The sequence below is a fragment of the Desertimonas flava genome (assembly GCF_003426815.1).
Lineage (GTDB): Bacteria > Actinomycetota > Acidimicrobiia > Acidimicrobiales > Ilumatobacteraceae > Desertimonas > Desertimonas flava.
In genome coordinates this window covers 23,844-39,214 of record NZ_QKYK01000033.1, presented here as the reverse complement: position 1 = coordinate 39,214, position 15,371 = coordinate 23,844, and the positions used below count along the sequence as shown (strand labels likewise).

The following is a 15,371-nucleotide window of genomic DNA, read 5'->3' as shown; positions in this document are numbered from 1 at the left end:
TCTCCGACCTACCCTCGTCGCGATGTACGAGGTACGTGTCGACCCGACGTCATCGCTCGACCCCGCCGTGCTCGAGGCCGCCAAGGCCCTGTGCGCCGCCGAGTACGTGTCGTTCACCGACGACGACTGGGATCACGGTCTGGGCGGTCTGCACGCCATCGCGTGGGATGGCGACCGCCTCGTCGGCCATGCCGCGGTCGCGCAACGGCGGCTGATCCACCAGGGCCGGGCGCTGCGCTGCGGCTACGTCGAGAACGTCGTCGTGCGGTCGTCGCATCGCCGCCAGCGGATGGCCACGGCGATGATGATCGAGCTCGGCACGGTGATCGCCCACGCCTACGACATGGGCGGGCTCGCCGCCGGACCGGACGGTGCCGCCGTCTACCAACCGCTGGGCTGGCGCAAGTGGCTCGGGCCGACGTTCGCCCTGACCCCCGACGGTGTCGTCCGCACCCCCGACGACGACGCCGAGATCTACGTCCTGCCCGGCCGCGTCGAGCTCGATCTGTCGGCCGCGCTCACGTGCGACTGGCGCGACGGCGACGTCTGGTAGGGGTGTGGTAAAGGACCACCGGGAAACCCTGGAAAAACCTTGGTCCGACCGTGCGTTCACCTTGCGCGCCGCGCCCGGACTCGCTACATTGTGCTCGCGTTCACAAGCTTGATCACCAGCCGTGAACCATCATCAACGCCGATGAAACTCCTCCCTTCGCCTACCGCCGTGCGCCGCGTCGTCCGGCCGATGCAACCCCGTGCGGGCGCATCCAGCGACTCCCTCGGGCGGGGGATGGACGCCGTCATCACGCTCGTCGTGTTCCTCGGCATCGGCTGGCTCCTCGATCGCTGGCTCGGCACCACGCCGTGGTTCATGATCGGCCTCTTCCTCCTCGCCGGCGTCGGCACCTTCATCATCATGAAGGCCCGGTACACGGCCACGATGGAGGCCCTCGAAGCCGAGCGCCGCAGCGCAGCCACAGCCCAGCGCACCGCCTCGCCCACCCAGGATGACCCCGTCGGGGCCACGCCGGAAGCCGCCGCATCATGAACGCCGCCAACACCTTCACCACGCGCCTGGACGGTCCGGCGCCCGAGGTCGACGTCACCAAGGACCTCTCCAAGCGCGGCCTGCTCGTCGCCCCGCTCATCATCGCGGTGTGCGCGGTCATCTGGGGCGGTAACGGCGCCTGGTCGTCGCTGTTCGGTGTCGGCATCGTGCTCGTCAACTTCGCCCTCGCCGCCGGCATCATCGCCGTGACGGCGCGGATCTCGCTGAGCCTGATGATGGGCGCCATCCTCTTCGGCTACCTCGTCCGGCTCGGATTGATCCTGCTCGCCGTACTTCTTGTGAAGGACGCCGGCTGGATTTCGCGTCCGGCCCTCGGCGCGACCATCATCGTGACGCACGTCGGGCTCCTTGCGTGGGAGCTCAAGTACGTCGCACTCTCGCTTGCCCATCCCGGCCTGCGTCCGGATCGGGCGTCCAGTCCGTCCGATCGATCCGCATCGCCCAAGTAAGGAGCTTCTGTGCTCGGCCTCGTGTTCAGTCACATCGCACACCTCCCCGCTGCCACCGAACCCGTGGAGGCGGAGGAGAGCACGCGCGGTCTCCACTTCCCGGAGATCAACACGATCCTGCGCTGGAAGGACCTCTTCCCGACGTTCAACAAGATCGCGCTCATCGCCTGTGCGGCGGCGCTGATCGGGATCGTGGTCTACCTCCTCGCGTCGCGCAAGGACCCGATGAAGGCGCCCAAGGGCACCCGCAACATCGCCGAGATCGGCGTCGAGTTCATCGAAGAGCAGGTCGTCATGCCGACGATGGGCAAGTCGGGACTCGGCTGGACGCCGTTCCTGCTCAGCCTGTTCATCTTCATCTACCTCTGCAACGCACCGGGCATCATCCCGTTCATCCAGATGCCGGCGACGGCCCGCATGGCCATCCCGCTGGTCCTGTCGTTGCTGGTCTGGGTGGTGTTCATCGGCACCGGCGTCAAGCACAACGGCCTCGGCGGCTACGCCAAGTCGGTGCTCTTCCCCCCGGGCGTGCCCAAGGCGCTGTACATCCTCGTGACGCCGATCGAGTTCATCTCGACCATCATCGTGCGGCCCTTCTCGCTCACCGTGCGACTCTTCGCCAACATGCTCGCCGGCCACATCCTCCTCGTCACCTTCGCCCTGTTGAGCGAGGCGATGTTCAAGGCCGAGACGATGCAGCCGATCCTCAACGTGATGGGCATCCTGCCGCTCTTCATGCTGATCTTCCTCACGCTGTTCGAGCTGCTCGTCGCCTTCCTGCAGGCCTACATCTTCGTCATCCTCGCCGCCGTGTACATCGGCGGGGCGACCCATCCCGAGCACTGAGCCGACGGCTCGACTGCCCCACAGATCTCCCTATCCGAGAGCACACCAGGAGAACCACAACAACATGGAAGCATTCGCCAGCCTCGCCGCCGCCGTCGGTACGCCCGACGACGCCAAGGCCGCTGCGGCCGCCAGCTCGGCCGGTTTCGCCTACGGCCTGGCCGCCATCGGCCCCGGCATCGGCATCGGTTACCTCGTCGGCAAGTCCGTCGAGGCGATGGCCCGCCAGCCCGAGGCCGCCGGCATGGTCCGCACCACGATGTTCCTGGGTATCGCCTTCACCGAGGCCCTCGCCCTCATCGGCTTCGTGGTGTTCATCCTCATCGGCCTCTGAGCCGCTGCGGATCGCACGACATCACCGGCCACACATCGAGTACCAGTTCATTGAGTAAGGAGCAGACGTGCTGACAGCCGTCGTCACCCTGTCGGGTGATTCGCTCGTCTCCGTCCGGCTGCACGCCGCGACGTCCGAGCCGCCGACCACGGAGAGCGCTGCCGACGAGCAGGCCACCGAGGGCACCGCGGTCGAGGGCGCCGCGACCGAAGAGTCGCACGACGCCGAGGGAGCGACACACACCGAGGAGCCAGATGAGGGCCCGAGCCCCATCACGCCCGAGCTCAAGGAGATGGCGTGGGGCTTCGGCGCCTTCGTCGTGCTCGCCGTCGCCATGCGCTACTTCCTCTACCCGAAGCTTCGGGCGGGGATGTCTCGCCGCTACGACTCGATCCAGCAGGGCTTCACCGACGCCGACGCACTGCGGGCCAACGCCCGGGGCGCCGTCGCCGACTACGAGGCGTCGCTGGCAACGCTGAAGGCCGAGGCCGCCGCCCGCGTCGACGCCGCCCGCCAGACGCTCGAGGCCGAGCGCCAGGCGAAACTGGCCGAGGTCAACGCCCGCATCGCCGAGCGTCGCAGTGCCGCCGCCGCCGAGACCGACGCCGCCCGCCAGGCTGCGGCCGGTCAGGTCAACGAGGCCGCCGGATCCGTCGCCGTCCGGGTCGTCGAGATCGTCACCGGCAACCGGCCGGGTGACGACGCCGTGCGCGCCGCTGTCGAGTCCGTCACCACCACATCGAGCTCGGCGGGGGTTCGCTGATGTCACTCGCCACCATGCTCGTCGCAGCCGACGAGCACGCCATCGACGAGACGCACCACTGGCTGCTCCCGGAGACCGCTGAGTGGGTCTTCGGGCTCATCGCCACAGCCGTCGTCGTCGCCCTGTTCTGGAAGCTCGGTGTCTTCAAGATGGTCGGCAAGGCGCTGGCTGATCGGACGGCGAAGATCCAGAAGCAGCTCGACGAGTCGTCCGCCGCGCGCAGCGCCGCCGAGGCCGAGGCCGCCGACATCCGCAAGGCTGCCGGGGACATCGAGTCCGAGCGGACCCGCCTCCTCGCCGAGGCCGACACCCAGGCCGAGGCTGTGCTCGCCGACGGTCGGGTGCGGCTCGACGCCGAGATCGCCGACCTCGAGGCACGCGCCGACGCCGAGATCGCCGCCGCCGCAGCTCGCGGCAGCGACGAGCTGCACGGCGAGATCGCCCGCCTGTCGGGCGCCGCCGCCGAGGCACTCGTCGGGTCGGCCCTCGACGACGCCACGCAGCAGCGACTCATCGAGGACTTCATCGCCAACGTCGGCCGAACAGGGGTGAACGCATGACGACCGATGCCCGTATCGACGGCTACGCCCGTGGCCTCTTTGAGATCGCCCGCGCGGAGGGCACCCTCGACGAGGTCGAGGACGAGCTGTTCCGCTTCGCCCGCTCCTACGAGTCGAGCGATCAGCTGCGCAGCGCCCTGACCGACGAGCTCGTCCCCGTCGAGCGCCGCCAGGCGATCGTCGAGGAGCTGCTCGGCGGCAAGGCCACGCAGACCACCGCCCAGCTGGTCTCGATGGTCGTCGGCTCCGGCCGCGGTCGCGACCTGCCGGCCATCATCGACCGCCTCGTCGCCCGCGCCGCGGAGTCCAAGGACGAAGCGGTCGCCGAGGTCCGCTCCGCCGTCGCACTCACCGACGATCAGCAGGACCGCCTGAAGGCGGCCCTCGCCAACGCCACCGGACGCTCCGTCAACCTCAAGGTGGTCGTCGACCCGACCGTGCTCGGCGGCCTCGTCGCCACCGTCGGCGACACCGTCATCGACGGGACGGTCCGCACCCGTCTCGACCAGCTCAAGTCGCGTCTGTGATCTGCCGTCGCCGACTTCACGCCGTACCGCCGCACGGACGACGCAACCCAACAGCACTGAAGGATGTCTACGCCCATGGCTGAACTCACCCTCTCCGCCGCCGACATCGCCGCGGCCCTCCAGAACAACCTCGCCGGCTTCGAGCCCACGCTCGAGGCCCGCACGGTCGGTCGCGTCGTCGAGGTCGGCGACGGCATCGCCCGGGTGTCAGGCCTGCCCGACTGCGGCGTGAACGAGCTCCTCGAGTTCGAGGACGGCTCGGTCGGCCTCGCCCTCAACCTCGACGAGGACTCCATCGGTGCCGTGGTGCTCGGTGACGTCGACGCCATCGAGGAAGGCCAGACGGTGAAGGCCACCGGCCGCATCCTCTCGGTGCCCGTCGGTGACGGCGTCCTCGGTCGTGTGGTCAATGCCCTCGGCGAGCCCGTCGACGGCAAGGGCGAGCTCACCGGAGTCGAGCCTCGCCGTATGGAGATCCAGGCGCCCGGCATCACGGGTCGCAAGCCCGTGCACGAGCCGATGCAGACCGGCATCAAGGCCATCGACTCGATGACCCCGATCGGCCGCGGTCAGCGTGAGCTGATCATCGGCGACCGCAAGACGGGCAAGACCACCATCGCCGTCGACACGATCCTGAACCAGAAGGGTCAGGGCGTGAAGTGCATCTACGTGGCGATCGGCCAGAAGGGCTCGACGGTCGCCCAGACCGTGGAGACGCTGCGCCAGAACGGCGCCATGGAGTACACGGTCGTGGTGACCGCGCCGGCCGCCGACGCCGCTCCGTTCAAGTACCTCGCTCCGTACGCCGGTTGCGCCATGGGGCAGCACTGGATGGAGAACGGCCAGCACGCCCTCGTGGTGTACGACGACCTGTCCAAGCAGGCCGAGGCGTACCGCCAGGTGTCGCTGCTGCTGCGCCGCCCCCCGGGCCGCGAGGCGTACCCCGGCGACGTCTTCTACCTGCACAGCCGCCTGCTCGAGCGGGCCGCCAAGCTGTCCGACGAGAACGGCGCGGGTTCACTGACCGCCCTGCCGATCATCGAGACCAAGGCCGGCGACATCTCGGCCTACATCCCGACGAACGTGATCTCGATCACCGACGGCCAGGTGTTCGTGCAGGACAACCTGTTCAAGTCCGGTGTGCGTCCCGCCGTCGACGTGGGCAACTCGGTGTCCCGGGTCGGCTCGGCCGCCCAGACCAAGGCGATGAAGGCCGTGGCCGGAACGCTGAAGCTCGACCTCGCCCAGTTCCGTGAGCTCGAGGCCTTCGCCACGTTCGGTTCCGAGCTCGACGCCGTGTCCAAGGCTCAGCTCGAGCGCGGCTACCGGCTCGTCGAGCTGCTCAAGCAGCCGCTCAACTCGCCGATGCCGGTCGAGGAGCAGGTGGCGTCGATCTTCGCCGGCACCAAGGGCTACCTGGACGACGTGCCGGTGAGCGACGTCCGGCGTTTCGAGACCGAGCTGATCGCCTACCTACGGTCCACGCACGGCTCGCTGCTCGAAGAGATGCGCACCGCCGGTGTCCCCGACGGGCTCGGTGCGGCGATCGAGGCGTTCAAGGCGCAGTTCCAGGTCACGACCGACGCCCACGCGGCCGACCCGACGGCCGTCAACGCCGACGAGGTGGGCGACGCCCACTCCACCAAGACGCTCGCCACCGAGTGATCAGCCCCCGACCCGACCGCACCCGACCCACCCGCACCCACTAAGGAAGTTCGATGGCTGGAGGCCAAGAGAGGATCCTGAGGGGACGCATCCGCAGCGTCCAGGCGACGAAGAAGATCACGCGCGCCATGGAGCTCATCGCCGGGTCCCGCATCGTCAAGGCCCAGCAGCGGGTCGCCGCCGCCGTGCCCTACTCGGAGAAGATCACCGAGGTCGTCCGCGACCTCGCCGCGGCCGGCGCCGGGCAGGGCTCGCCGCTGCTCGCCGGACGTGACACCGTGAGCACCACGTGCTACGTCGCCATCGCCGGCGACCGCGGCCTGTGCGGCGGCTACAACGCCGGCGTGCAGCGCGCCACGGAGGGCGAGATCAAGGCGGACGTGCTCGCCGGCAAGCAGTACGTGGTCGTGCCGGTCGGGCGCAAGGTCGAGAAGTACTTCCGCTTCCGCGGCTACCAGCTCAGTCAGGCGTTCGGCGGCTTCTCCGGTGCGCCGAGCCTCGCCGACGCCAAGGCGATCGGCGCCTACGTCGTCGAGCTCTTCACGAGCGGCCAGGTCGACAAGGTCGAGCTCGTCTACACCCGCTTCGTGTCCGCCGGTAACCAAGAGGTCGTGCTGCGACCGCTGGTTCCGCTCACGGTGGAGACGGTCGCCGGCGGTGACGGCAAGGCCGGTCCCGCCGACGCGCCCACGGGTGACTACGAGTTCGAGCCCGATCCGTCGACGATCCTCGACTCGCTGCTGCCGAGCTACGTCGAGGCCCGCATCTACGCCGCCCTGCTCAACGCAGCCGCCTCTGAGCACGCGTCCACGCAGCGGGCGATGAAGGCCGCCACCGACAACGCCGAGGAGCTCATCAAGAGCCTCAGCCGCATCATGAACCGGGCTCGCCAGGACTCGATCACCACCGAGATCATGGAGATCGTCGGCGGGGCCGAGGCTCTCGGCAGCGGCAACGTCAAAGATCCCCTCCCGCGCGACCCACAATCCGTCGTCGAAACCGTCCACACCCACGGCGGCCACGCCTCCGTAGGCTGAAAGGAATCCCCGTGACTGTCACCGAGAACCAGACCAGCACCGATGACGCCACGACCGCTGGCAAGGTCGTCGGCATCGCCGGCCCGGTCATCGACGTCGAGTTCCCCCGCGGGTCCCTGCCCGAGCTGAACTCGGCGCTGAGCTTCGACATCATCATCGACGGCAAGCCCGTCCCGGTGCTCGCCGAGGTGGCGCAGCAGCTCGGCGACGGCCGGGTCCGGGCCATCTGCCTGAAGCCCACCGACGGTCTCACCCGTGGCACCACCGTGCAGGCGCTCGGCCACGGCATCCAGGTGCCCGTGGGCGACCGCGTGCTGGGTCACGTGTGGAACGTGTGGGGTGACGCACTCGACGTCGGCAGCGATCCCGACGCGCAGCGCCAGTTCGACGACATGGAGCGGTGGGAGATCCACCGTGATGCGCCGTCGTTCGACGCCCTCGAGCCCTCGGCCCGCATGTTCGAGACGGGCATCAAGGTCATCGACCTGCTCACCCCGTACGTGGCCGGCGGCAAGATCGGCCTGTTCGGCGGGGCCGGCGTGGGCAAGACCGTGCTCATCACCGAGATGATCAACCGTGTCGCCTCGCAGCACGGTGGTGTGTCGGTGTTCGCCGGTGTCGGCGAGCGCACTCGTGAGGGGACCGACCTCCGCATCGAGATGACCGAGTCGGGCGTGTTCGAGAAGGCCGCCTTGGTCTTCGGCCAGATGGACGAGCCGCCGGGCGTGCGCCTGCGCGTCGCCCTCTCGGCGCTCACGATGGCCGAGTACTTCCGCGACGTGCAGAACCAGGACGTGCTGCTGTTCGTGGACAACATCTTCCGCTTCGTGCAGGCGGGTTCCGAGGTGTCCACGCTGCTCGGCCGCATGCCGTCGGCCGTGGGCTATCAGCCCACCCTGGCCGACGAGATGGGCCAGCTGCAGGAGCGCATCACGTCCACCAAGGGGCGCTCGATCACCTCGCTGCAGGCCGTGTACGTGCCCGCCGACGACTACACCGACCCGGCGCCGTTCACGACGTTCACGCACCTCGATGCGACGACCGAGCTCAGCCGTACCGTGGCCGCCCTCGGCATCTACCCGGCGGTGGACCCGCTGGCGTCGACGTCGACGATCCTCGCTCCCGAGGTCGTGGGCCAGCACCACTACGACGTCGCCCGGCGGGTGCAGGAGACGCTCCAGCGATACAAGGAGCTGCAGGACATCATCGCCATCCTCGGTCTCGACGAGCTGTCCGAGGAGGACCGCCTGACGGTCAACCGGGCCCGCAAGGTGCAGCGCTTCCTGTCCCAGCCGTTCTTCGTGGCCGAGGTCTTCACCGGTCTCAAGGGTGAGTACGTCCCGGTGGCCGACACCGTGGAGTCGTTCGAGGCCATCGTCAACGGTGACCTCGACGACCTGCCCGAGCAGGCCTTCCTCAACGTCGGCGGTGTCGATCAGGTGCTCGCCAAGGCCAAGGCCCTGCAGGAGGGCGCAGCCTGATGATCTGCTCGGTTGTTTCTCCCGAGGAGGTGCTCTTCGAGGGTGAGGCGACGCAGGTGATCACGCGCACCACCGAAGGTGACGTGGCGTTCCTCGCCGGTCATGCGCCGTTCCTCGGCTCGCTCGTCGAAGGCCAGACGCGGGTGTTCCTGGCCGACGGCACGGTCCGTGAGTTCACGGTGACCGGGGGCTTCGTCGAGGTCAGCGGCGACACCGTCAGCATCCTCTCGGCGTAGCCGCAGCAGCACGGCGTAGCCGCAGCAGCACGGCGTCGCCGCAGCAGCACGGCGTAGCCGCAGCAGCACGGCGTAGCCGCAGCAGCACGGCGTCGCCGAGTCAGAACTGGTGACGGCCGGCCCGGACCGCGAGGTTCGGGCCGGCCGTTGCGCGTCTCGGGTGGGGTCGATCGGCGTCCGGAGATTCGGGGAGACATTCCCTCGAGACTGTTCTACACTGGTGCGACAACTCGAAGTCGCGGGTGGAGGCGTTCCCCCGATCGATTTCGGGGGCGGAAACCAATCAAGGCGGCGAACGAACTCAGCGGCGTGCTGACCCCTGCGAGCGCGAGCTCCACGGGGCGGGACGAAGGTTCGGCGGCGCAGCGAGGAGCACATCATGCGTTCGGCGGACGCACCTACGACGTACGGAAACGGGCGGCGCATCATCCAGCGCAGCCATCGGGACTCGGCCTGCGCGCTCGGCGAACTTCGCCGTTCGCGTGAAGTCACCCAGGTCCAGCTGGCGCGCAAGCTGGCGGTGTCCCAGGCGACGGTCTCGAAGTTCGAGAAGAGCAACCCGGCGGTCTCCACCGTCCGGCGCTACGTCGAAGCACTCGGTGGTCAGCTCGAGATCACCGCGGTGTTCGACGACGACCGCGTGCTGCTCGACTACTGACACCCGCCCGGACTCCGGGCACTCGAGCGCGAACAGACCGGCGCTGGCCGCGCCGGCCTGTCCGCGCGCGCCATCGACGGTCCGCATCGAACGGGTGCCGGTCTCCCGCGCCGGCATGTGACGGGGGACACAACGACAATTCTTTCGGCCATCGCGTCATTGCGCTCCCTCCGGCGACTTCTTGATGGTTGTCCACGCCAATGGACAACCGCACGACACAACCGAACAACGGAGTTTGCACTATGAGGGTTTCCGCCGCCCCTCGGTCCCGAGACGATTCTGCGACGCAGCAGAAGCGTTCGGGCCGACCGTCCCGCCGCCGATCGGCCGCCGCCCGCGTGGCTCTGGCGACCGCCGCACTGCCCGCCGTCGCCTTCCTGCTCCCCGAAGCGGCCGGCGCAGCCGAGCCGGCCGGACGCGCGTCGGCTCCCGAACTCCCGCCGCTCTGCGTCGATCTCGGCGTCGTCGTGGTCGATCTCGGTTGCCCCGAGCCGACGACCCCCGCGCCGCCAGCCACCACGGCCGCGCCGGCTCCGGTGACGACCGCGGCACCCGCTCCCGTCACGACGGCCGCGCCCGCTCCCGTCACGACGGCCGCTCCGGCGACGACGGCGGCGCCGGCGACCACCGCCGCACCGATCATCCAGCCCTCGAGCCCGGACGTCACGCTGCCCGGTCTTCCCGGCCAGCCACCGATCGTCGGCGTCGACCTGCTCCCGGAGACGACGGTTCCCACCACGTCGAACACCGTCCCCGCGACGCTGCTCCCCGGTCTGCCGCCGGTGCCGGCGATCCTGCCGGGAACGCCCATCGCCGACGCCGACATCAACCTGCCGATCCTCAACTGCAACATCGGCGTCGCCTTGCTCGCCGCCACCACCGAGTGCAACCTCGGCATCCTCGGCCCGATCCTCCAGCCCTACGTCGCTCCGATCCTCGCGTCGGTGCCCGAGCTCCCGACGATCCTCGGCCTCGACGTGAACTCGGTCCTCAACGTCGCCACCGGCGTGGTCGACCTCAACGCTGCGGTCGACACGGAGGGCGGCGTCGTCTCCCCCGAGGGCCTGAACGGCGACGTCTGTCTCGACCTCAGCGTGCTCACTCCCAACCCGGGCGTGTGCCCGAACAGCACCCCCGCCGGACAGAGCCCGTCGTTGATCTCGGCCGACATCTGCGCTGACGTCGAGGTGCTCGGCGAGGTCGCCACCGGTGATCTCTGCGCCAACGCCGACGTGGGCGGACCGGACGTGATCGACGTCGACGTGTGCGCCGGCGTCGGTGTGCTCGGGCCTGCGCCCGCGGCCTGCCCGCCCGTCACCACCGTCGCCAACGGCGGGGGCGGCACCACCACCGTCCCTGGCGGCCCGGGCACCTCGACGCCGGGCACCACCCAGCCTGGTACGCCGTCGACGACCCCCGGTGGCGGCACGACACCCGGTGGCGGTACGTCGCCCGGTGGCGGCACGCCTGGCGGCCCCGGGAGCCGTCCCGCGGTCAACGAGACGGGCGGTGAGCTGCCCATGACCGGTATCGCCATCGCCGGAACGCTGCTGGTCGCGGCCGTCCTCGTCGCCACCGGTGCCGGCGCCCGACTGCTCGGCCGGGTGCCGGGACGCCGAGGCGCCTGACCCAAGGTCTCGCCGAGCAGGAGTGGACACGGGCGCATGCCCGTCCTGCTCGGCGAATCCTCCCCCCGGGCCGCACGGGAGGGGACTGGTTGCGAGTGTGGGCGCACCATCCCCTCCCGCCGCTCGGCGGTCGAGACGGCCTTCGCCGGCCCCTCGACCACGTGCCAGGACCAAATGGATCCTGGGAGTCGGTAGTCGTTCAAGCGAATGGACGGCGAGCCGACGACTCTGCTACCGTTCAACCGTTCGTACAATTAGGCGGTCCAACCAGGGGTGGTAATGCCTGACGGCCTAGTAAAGGCTCGCCGAGAAGCGACGACGGAGTCGGATGAACAGCTCACCGACCGCGTCCGCTCCGGCGACCAGGTCGCCTTCGGGGAACTGTACCGGCGTCACCGTCGTGCCGCCGAGTCCACCGCTCGCTGTCTGCTGCGCTCCCGGAGTGACGCCGACGACGTCGTCTCCGATGCCTTTGCCGGAGTCCTGTCGGCCATCCGCAACGGACGTGGCCCTCGGGACAACTTCCGCCGCTACCTGATGGCATGTGTCCGCAACGGATGCCGCACCCGTCAGCGGACGATCCCGATCGCTCCCGAGGACAGTCGGTTCGAGCCCAGCCGTCCCGGCGCCGGGCCGCAGATGCTCGAGGATCCCGAGCGCTACATCGAGGCCGACACGGTCGCCCGGGCGTTCTCGTCGCTCACGCCGCGCTGGCAGCAGATGCTCTGGTCGACCGCGGTCGAACAGAAGTCGGCGCAAGAGGTCGGGCTGCAGATGCACCTGTCGCCGAACGCCGTCGCCGCGCTGAACCACCGGGCTCGCGAGGCCTTCGCCACGGCGTACCTCGCCGAGCACTCGGCGGCGGCGGTCTCGGCAGAGTGCGTCGACTTCGCCCGCCACCTCGCCGGCTACGTGCGCGGCCAGCTGCCGCCGGCCCGGTTCTCCTCGGTCGAGCGGCACGTCGCCGGCTGCCTGGCGTGCACCAAGGCGGTGGACGATCTCCGCGACGTCAACGCCAGCCTGCGGTCGCTCGGTCCCGGACCGGTGGCTGCCGTGGCGATGGTCGCCGCGCCGATCGCCCGCAGCGGCTCACGGGCGTCCGTGTTCAACCTGCCCTACGCCGGCACGGTCCTCAAGGGCGTGGCCGGCCTGCTCCTGCTCGCCCCCCTCCTGGTGACCGGCGTCGAGCTCTTCAAGGGCGGCGACTCGAGTCCCGACGCCCTGATCCGTGAGGTCCAACAGGCGACCACCACGGTGCTCGACGACGAGAGCACCGATGAGGTCGCCGCGGCGCCCGACGCCGACGACGAGCCGGCCGCAGCGGGCGAGTCCCCCGTCGCCCCGCCGCTCAACGCCGCCGAGCTGGGGAACGGCGCGGTCGACCGGCCCGAGGGCGTTCCCGTCACCGTCGCGGCGAGCACACCGGCCGCAGGTGGCATCCGTCCGGCGTCCGGGGGTGGCGACGATGACTTCGTCGGCGGCCCCGGCGTCACGTCGCCCACGGTCCCCAGTCCGACCGTGGCGTCCACGGTCGCCACCACCGCGCCGCCCGCGACGTCGACCACTCAGGAGGGCCTGCTCGGCACGCTCGGCGTCGACGACCTCGTCGAGGAGATCGGACTGCCGCAGCTCGTCGGCGCCGTCGAGACGCTGGACGACATCGTGTTGACGGTCACCCGGGATGTCGTCGCCCCGGTGCTCGACGCCGTCTTGAGCCTGCTCCCGATCGAGATCGATCCTGCCGTCCTGCCGTCGATCCCCGGCGTGGTGCTGTTGCCCCAGTCGTCGACCGCGCCGTCGACCACCGACGGTACGTCGGCGCCACCAGGCACCACCAGCGGTGAGGCGTCGGGCGGTGGATCCGTGCCGGCGAGCTCGACGCCGGCGCCCAACCCGCCGTCGTCGGGGACCGCGCCGTCGGGCGGCGGCACTCCGTCGGGAACGGCTCCCACGGCCACGCCTCCGCCGGCCACCTCGCCCGCCACCACACCGGCGACGTCGCCGGCGACCAGTGCGCCGACGGCGGCGCCGCCCAGCGGTGGCGGCCTGCTGCCTCCCATCAGCATCCCGCCGATCCAGCTGCCGCTCCTGCCGCTGCCGCCGATCCAGTTGCCGGTGATCACGATCCCCGGCCTGATCGGCTGACGCGCTCGACCGTCGAGACCGGCATCCCGCGTCCCCGGTCAGCGGGGCGGTGACGACCAGGGCGTGTCGGGCGAGGAGACGCGCGGGAAGGGCGAGGCCGGGTCGACGAACCGATCGCTGCCGCTGCGCCAGTCGCGGTTGGCGTCCTCGAGTTCGGCATGGGACCGGGCGACGAAGTTCCACCACATCGAGATCGCCGACTCGAACGGGAGACCACCCAGCAGCAGACCGTGAGCGTCACCGGGGGCGTCGAGCGCCAGCTCGGCGCGACCCGCCCCGAGGAAGGCGAGGTGACCGGGCGTCATCTGTGCCTCGTGGTCGGCCACGCCGACCGCGCCGTCGAACATCACCAGGGCGTACTCGAACGACGGGTCGAGCTCGACGACGCCCCGCCCGGCGCGGAGCCGAAGGTCGACACCGACGTGGTCGGTGTCCCGCCGCGCCGGCGACGACACGCCCGCGAACTCGCCGACGAGGACCGTGCCGCTGATCGTCGCCGAGTCGAACCGGGGGAGTTCGGCGCGATGCTCGAACGCCGCGTCACCATGGCGCGTGCGCTCCGGCTGCGCCACCCAGAGCTGGACGCCGTGCACGGTTCCGCCGTTCCGCCCGAGCCCTTCCTCCGAGTGGACGATGCCTCGCCCGGCGGTCATCAAGTTGAGCTGGCCAGGCCGGATCGGTTGCTCGGTGCCGAGGCTGTCACGGTGCAGCGCTTCCCCCTCGAACAGCCAGGTGACCGTCTGCAGCCCGATGTGGGGGTGCGGTGACACGTCGAGTCCGGCTCCCGCAGTGGTCGTGACGGGCCCCATGTGGTCGACGAAGCACCACGCACCGACGGTTCGCCGACCGGCGCGCGGCAGCGCCCGCCGGACCGGCATGCCGGCGACGTCGGCCGCGTGGCTGGCCGACACCTCGATCACGTCGACGTGTTCGAGTCGAGGAGGGTGTTCATCTTCTCGATGTGATGCGTGGCGTCGACGACGCGAACCGTTCCCGATCGTGACCGCATCACGATGCTCTGCGTCCGCACGACCCGAGACTCGACGCGCACGCCGCCGAGCAGCGGCCCGTCGGTGATGCCGGTGGCGGCGAAGAAACAGTTGTCACCCTTCACGAGGTCGTCGGTGGTCAAGACCGTGTCGGCACTCAGCCCGATCTCGGCGAGCTGGGCCCGCTCGTCGTCGTCCTCCGGCCACAGCTGACCCTGGATCTCGCCGCCCATGCACTTGAGCGCGGCGGCGGCGACGACGCCCTCGGGCGTCCCGCCGATGCCGAACAACACGTCGACGCCCGCCTGCGGCCACGTGGTGGCCAACGCACCGTAGACATCGCCGTCGCGGATGAGCCGGATCCGCGCCCCGGACGCTCGGACCTCCTCGATGAGCTCGGCGTGCCGCGGCCGGTCGAGGATCACGGCCGTGAGGTCGCGGACGTCCTCACCCTTGGCCTTGGCGATCCAGCGCAGGTTCTGCGTCGGGGTGGCCGTGATGTCGATGGCGCCCACGGCGCTGGGACCGACGGCGATCTTGCGCATGTAGAACGACGGGCCGGGGTCGAACATCGATCCGCGTTCGCTCACGGCGATGACCGACAGCGCATTGGTCCGGCCCTCGGCGGTGAGGCGGGTCCCGTCGATGGGGTCGACGGCGACGTCGACCAGTGGAGGGGTCCCGTCGCCGACGCGCTCGCCGTTGAACAACATCGGCGCGTCGTCCTTCTCGCCCTCGCCGATCACGACGACGCCATCCATCGTCACGGTCGACAGCACGGTGCGCATCGCGGTGACCGCCGCCCCGTCGGCGCCGTTCTTGTCGCCCCGGCCGATCCATCGGGCTGCGGCCAGGGCTGCGGCCTCGGTGACCCGCACCAACTCCATGGCCAGGTTGCGGTCGGGGGGAATGGAGGGGCCGCTGCTGGCGGGGGTCGTCTCGTCAGGCACGGGATCCAGACTAGGCAACGGGCGCGCCGTGGCCGAA

General features: G+C 70.1%; 17 protein-coding genes. 15 read left to right on the top strand and 2 right to left on the bottom strand.

Annotated elements, in window-relative coordinates; all coding sequences use genetic code 11:
• Positions 1-22: 22 nt before the first annotated feature.
• From DN771_RS24785 to DN771_RS24715, 15 genes are all read left to right on the top strand, one after another.
• Complete coding sequence (locus DN771_RS24785) at positions 23-553, top strand: GNAT family N-acetyltransferase (RefSeq protein ID WP_117000255.1); 531 nt, start codon at positions 23-25, stop codon at positions 551-553.
• A 189-nt stretch (positions 554-742) separates the two neighbouring features.
• Positions 743-1,045 (top strand): AtpZ/AtpI family protein, encoded by a 303-nt coding sequence (locus tag DN771_RS24780; protein ID WP_205528759.1) that lies wholly within the window; start codon positions 743-745, stop codon positions 1,043-1,045.
• Complete coding sequence (locus DN771_RS24775; protein ID WP_117000253.1) at positions 1,042-1,515, top strand: Cg1360 family ATP-synthase-associated protein; 474 nt, start codon at positions 1,042-1,044, stop codon at positions 1,513-1,515. The genes DN771_RS24780 and DN771_RS24775 overlap by 4 nt, the downstream gene beginning before the upstream one ends.
• 9 nt (positions 1,516-1,524) lie before the next feature.
• Positions 1,525-2,361 (top strand): F0F1 ATP synthase subunit A, encoded by an 837-nt coding sequence (gene atpB, locus DN771_RS24770; protein WP_227462471.1) that lies wholly within the window; start codon positions 1,525-1,527, stop codon positions 2,359-2,361.
• 64 nt (positions 2,362-2,425) lie between these two features.
• The gene (gene atpE / locus DN771_RS24765; protein WP_117000252.1) at positions 2,426-2,695 is read left to right on the top strand and encodes an ATP synthase F0 subunit C; all 270 of its coding nucleotides are present in this window, start codon (positions 2,426-2,428) and stop codon (positions 2,693-2,695) included.
• A 67-nt stretch (positions 2,696-2,762) separates the two neighbouring features.
• Complete coding sequence (locus DN771_RS24760) at positions 2,763-3,458, top strand: F0F1 ATP synthase subunit B family protein (RefSeq protein WP_117000251.1); 696 nt, start codon at positions 2,763-2,765, stop codon at positions 3,456-3,458.
• The gene (locus DN771_RS24755; protein ID WP_117000250.1) at positions 3,458-4,018 is read left to right on the top strand and encodes a F0F1 ATP synthase subunit B family protein; all 561 of its coding nucleotides are present in this window, start codon (positions 3,458-3,460) and stop codon (positions 4,016-4,018) included. Before DN771_RS24760 ends, DN771_RS24755 begins: the two co-directional genes overlap by 1 nt.
• Positions 4,015-4,545 (top strand): ATP synthase F1 subunit delta, encoded by a 531-nt coding sequence (gene atpH / locus DN771_RS24750; RefSeq protein WP_117000249.1) that lies wholly within the window; start codon positions 4,015-4,017, stop codon positions 4,543-4,545. The genes DN771_RS24755 and atpH overlap by 4 nt, the downstream gene beginning before the upstream one ends.
• 75 nt (positions 4,546-4,620) lie before the next feature.
• Positions 4,621-6,210, top strand: a complete 1,590-nt coding sequence (gene atpA / locus DN771_RS24745; protein ID WP_117000248.1) for a F0F1 ATP synthase subunit alpha — start codon at positions 4,621-4,623, stop codon at positions 6,208-6,210.
• Between the two features lie 53 nt (positions 6,211-6,263).
• The gene (locus tag DN771_RS24740) at positions 6,264-7,247 is read left to right on the top strand and encodes a F0F1 ATP synthase subunit gamma (protein ID WP_117000247.1); all 984 of its coding nucleotides are present in this window, start codon (positions 6,264-6,266) and stop codon (positions 7,245-7,247) included.
• 11 nt (positions 7,248-7,258) lie between these two features.
• Positions 7,259-8,728 (top strand): F0F1 ATP synthase subunit beta, encoded by a 1,470-nt coding sequence (gene atpD / locus DN771_RS24735; protein WP_117000246.1) that lies wholly within the window; start codon positions 7,259-7,261, stop codon positions 8,726-8,728.
• A complete protein-coding gene (locus tag DN771_RS24730) occupies positions 8,728-8,964 on the top strand; it encodes a F0F1 ATP synthase subunit delta/epsilon (protein ID WP_117000245.1) in 237 nt (78 codons plus the stop codon). Before atpD ends, DN771_RS24730 begins: the two co-directional genes overlap by 1 nt.
• 379 nt (positions 8,965-9,343) lie before the next feature.
• A complete protein-coding gene (locus DN771_RS24725; RefSeq protein ID WP_117000244.1) occupies positions 9,344-9,622 on the top strand; it encodes a helix-turn-helix domain-containing protein in 279 nt (92 codons plus the stop codon).
• 338 nt (positions 9,623-9,960) lie between these two features.
• Positions 9,961-11,250, top strand: coding sequence for a hypothetical protein (locus DN771_RS24720; RefSeq protein WP_117000243.1), 1,290 nt, complete (start codon positions 9,961-9,963; stop codon positions 11,248-11,250).
• Between the two features lie 279 nt (positions 11,251-11,529).
• On the top strand, positions 11,530-13,395 hold the full coding sequence (locus DN771_RS24715) for a sigma-70 family RNA polymerase sigma factor (RefSeq protein WP_117000242.1): 1,866 nt from the start codon (positions 11,530-11,532) through the stop codon (positions 13,393-13,395).
• Positions 13,396-13,433: 38 nt separating this feature from the next.
• Here the strand turns inward: DN771_RS24715 and DN771_RS24710 are convergent, their stop codons facing one another.
• Together DN771_RS24710 and glpX are read right to left on the bottom strand one after the other, a co-directional pair.
• Positions 13,434-14,306 carry a pirin family protein gene (locus DN771_RS24710; protein WP_205528758.1) on the bottom strand — a complete coding sequence of 291 codons (873 nt, stop codon included), beginning with the start codon at positions 14,304-14,306 and terminating at the stop codon, positions 13,434-13,436.
• A gap of 5 nt (positions 14,307-14,311) precedes the next feature.
• Positions 14,312-15,271 carry a class II fructose-bisphosphatase gene (gene glpX / locus DN771_RS24705; protein ID WP_117000241.1) on the bottom strand — a complete coding sequence of 320 codons (960 nt, stop codon included), beginning with the start codon at positions 15,269-15,271 and terminating at the stop codon, positions 14,312-14,314.
• Positions 15,272-15,371 lie beyond the last annotated feature (100 nt).

What these genes read in the sequence shown, in the direction of transcription:
- DN771_RS24730 (WP_117000245.1), top strand. Translation starts at nt 8,728, where the DNA reads ATGATCTGCTCGGTTGTTTCTCCCGAGGAGGTGCTCTTCGAGGGTGAG.
- DN771_RS24725 (WP_117000244.1), top strand. Translation starts at nt 9,344, where the DNA reads ATGCGTTCGGCGGACGCACCTACGACGTACGGAAACGGGCGGCGCATC.
- DN771_RS24775 (WP_117000253.1), top strand. Translation starts at nt 1,042, where the DNA reads ATGAACGCCGCCAACACCTTCACCACGCGCCTGGACGGTCCGGCGCCC.
- DN771_RS24780 (WP_205528759.1), top strand. Translation starts at nt 743, where the DNA reads ATGCAACCCCGTGCGGGCGCATCCAGCGACTCCCTCGGGCGGGGGATG.
- DN771_RS24785 (WP_117000255.1), top strand. Translation starts at nt 23, where the DNA reads ATGTACGAGGTACGTGTCGACCCGACGTCATCGCTCGACCCCGCCGTG.
- atpH (WP_117000249.1), top strand. Translation starts at nt 4,015, where the DNA reads ATGACGACCGATGCCCGTATCGACGGCTACGCCCGTGGCCTCTTTGAG.
- DN771_RS24715 (WP_117000242.1), top strand. Translation starts at nt 11,530, where the DNA reads ATGCCTGACGGCCTAGTAAAGGCTCGCCGAGAAGCGACGACGGAGTCG.
- atpA (WP_117000248.1), top strand. Translation starts at nt 4,621, where the DNA reads ATGGCTGAACTCACCCTCTCCGCCGCCGACATCGCCGCGGCCCTCCAG.
- atpE (WP_117000252.1), top strand. Translation starts at nt 2,426, where the DNA reads ATGGAAGCATTCGCCAGCCTCGCCGCCGCCGTCGGTACGCCCGACGAC.
- glpX (WP_117000241.1), bottom strand. Translation starts at nt 15,271, where the DNA reads ATGGAGTTGGTGCGGGTCACCGAGGCCGCAGCCCTGGCCGCAGCCCGA.
- DN771_RS24740 (WP_117000247.1), top strand. Translation starts at nt 6,264, where the DNA reads ATGGCTGGAGGCCAAGAGAGGATCCTGAGGGGACGCATCCGCAGCGTC.
- DN771_RS24755 (WP_117000250.1), top strand. Translation starts at nt 3,458, where the DNA reads ATGTCACTCGCCACCATGCTCGTCGCAGCCGACGAGCACGCCATCGAC.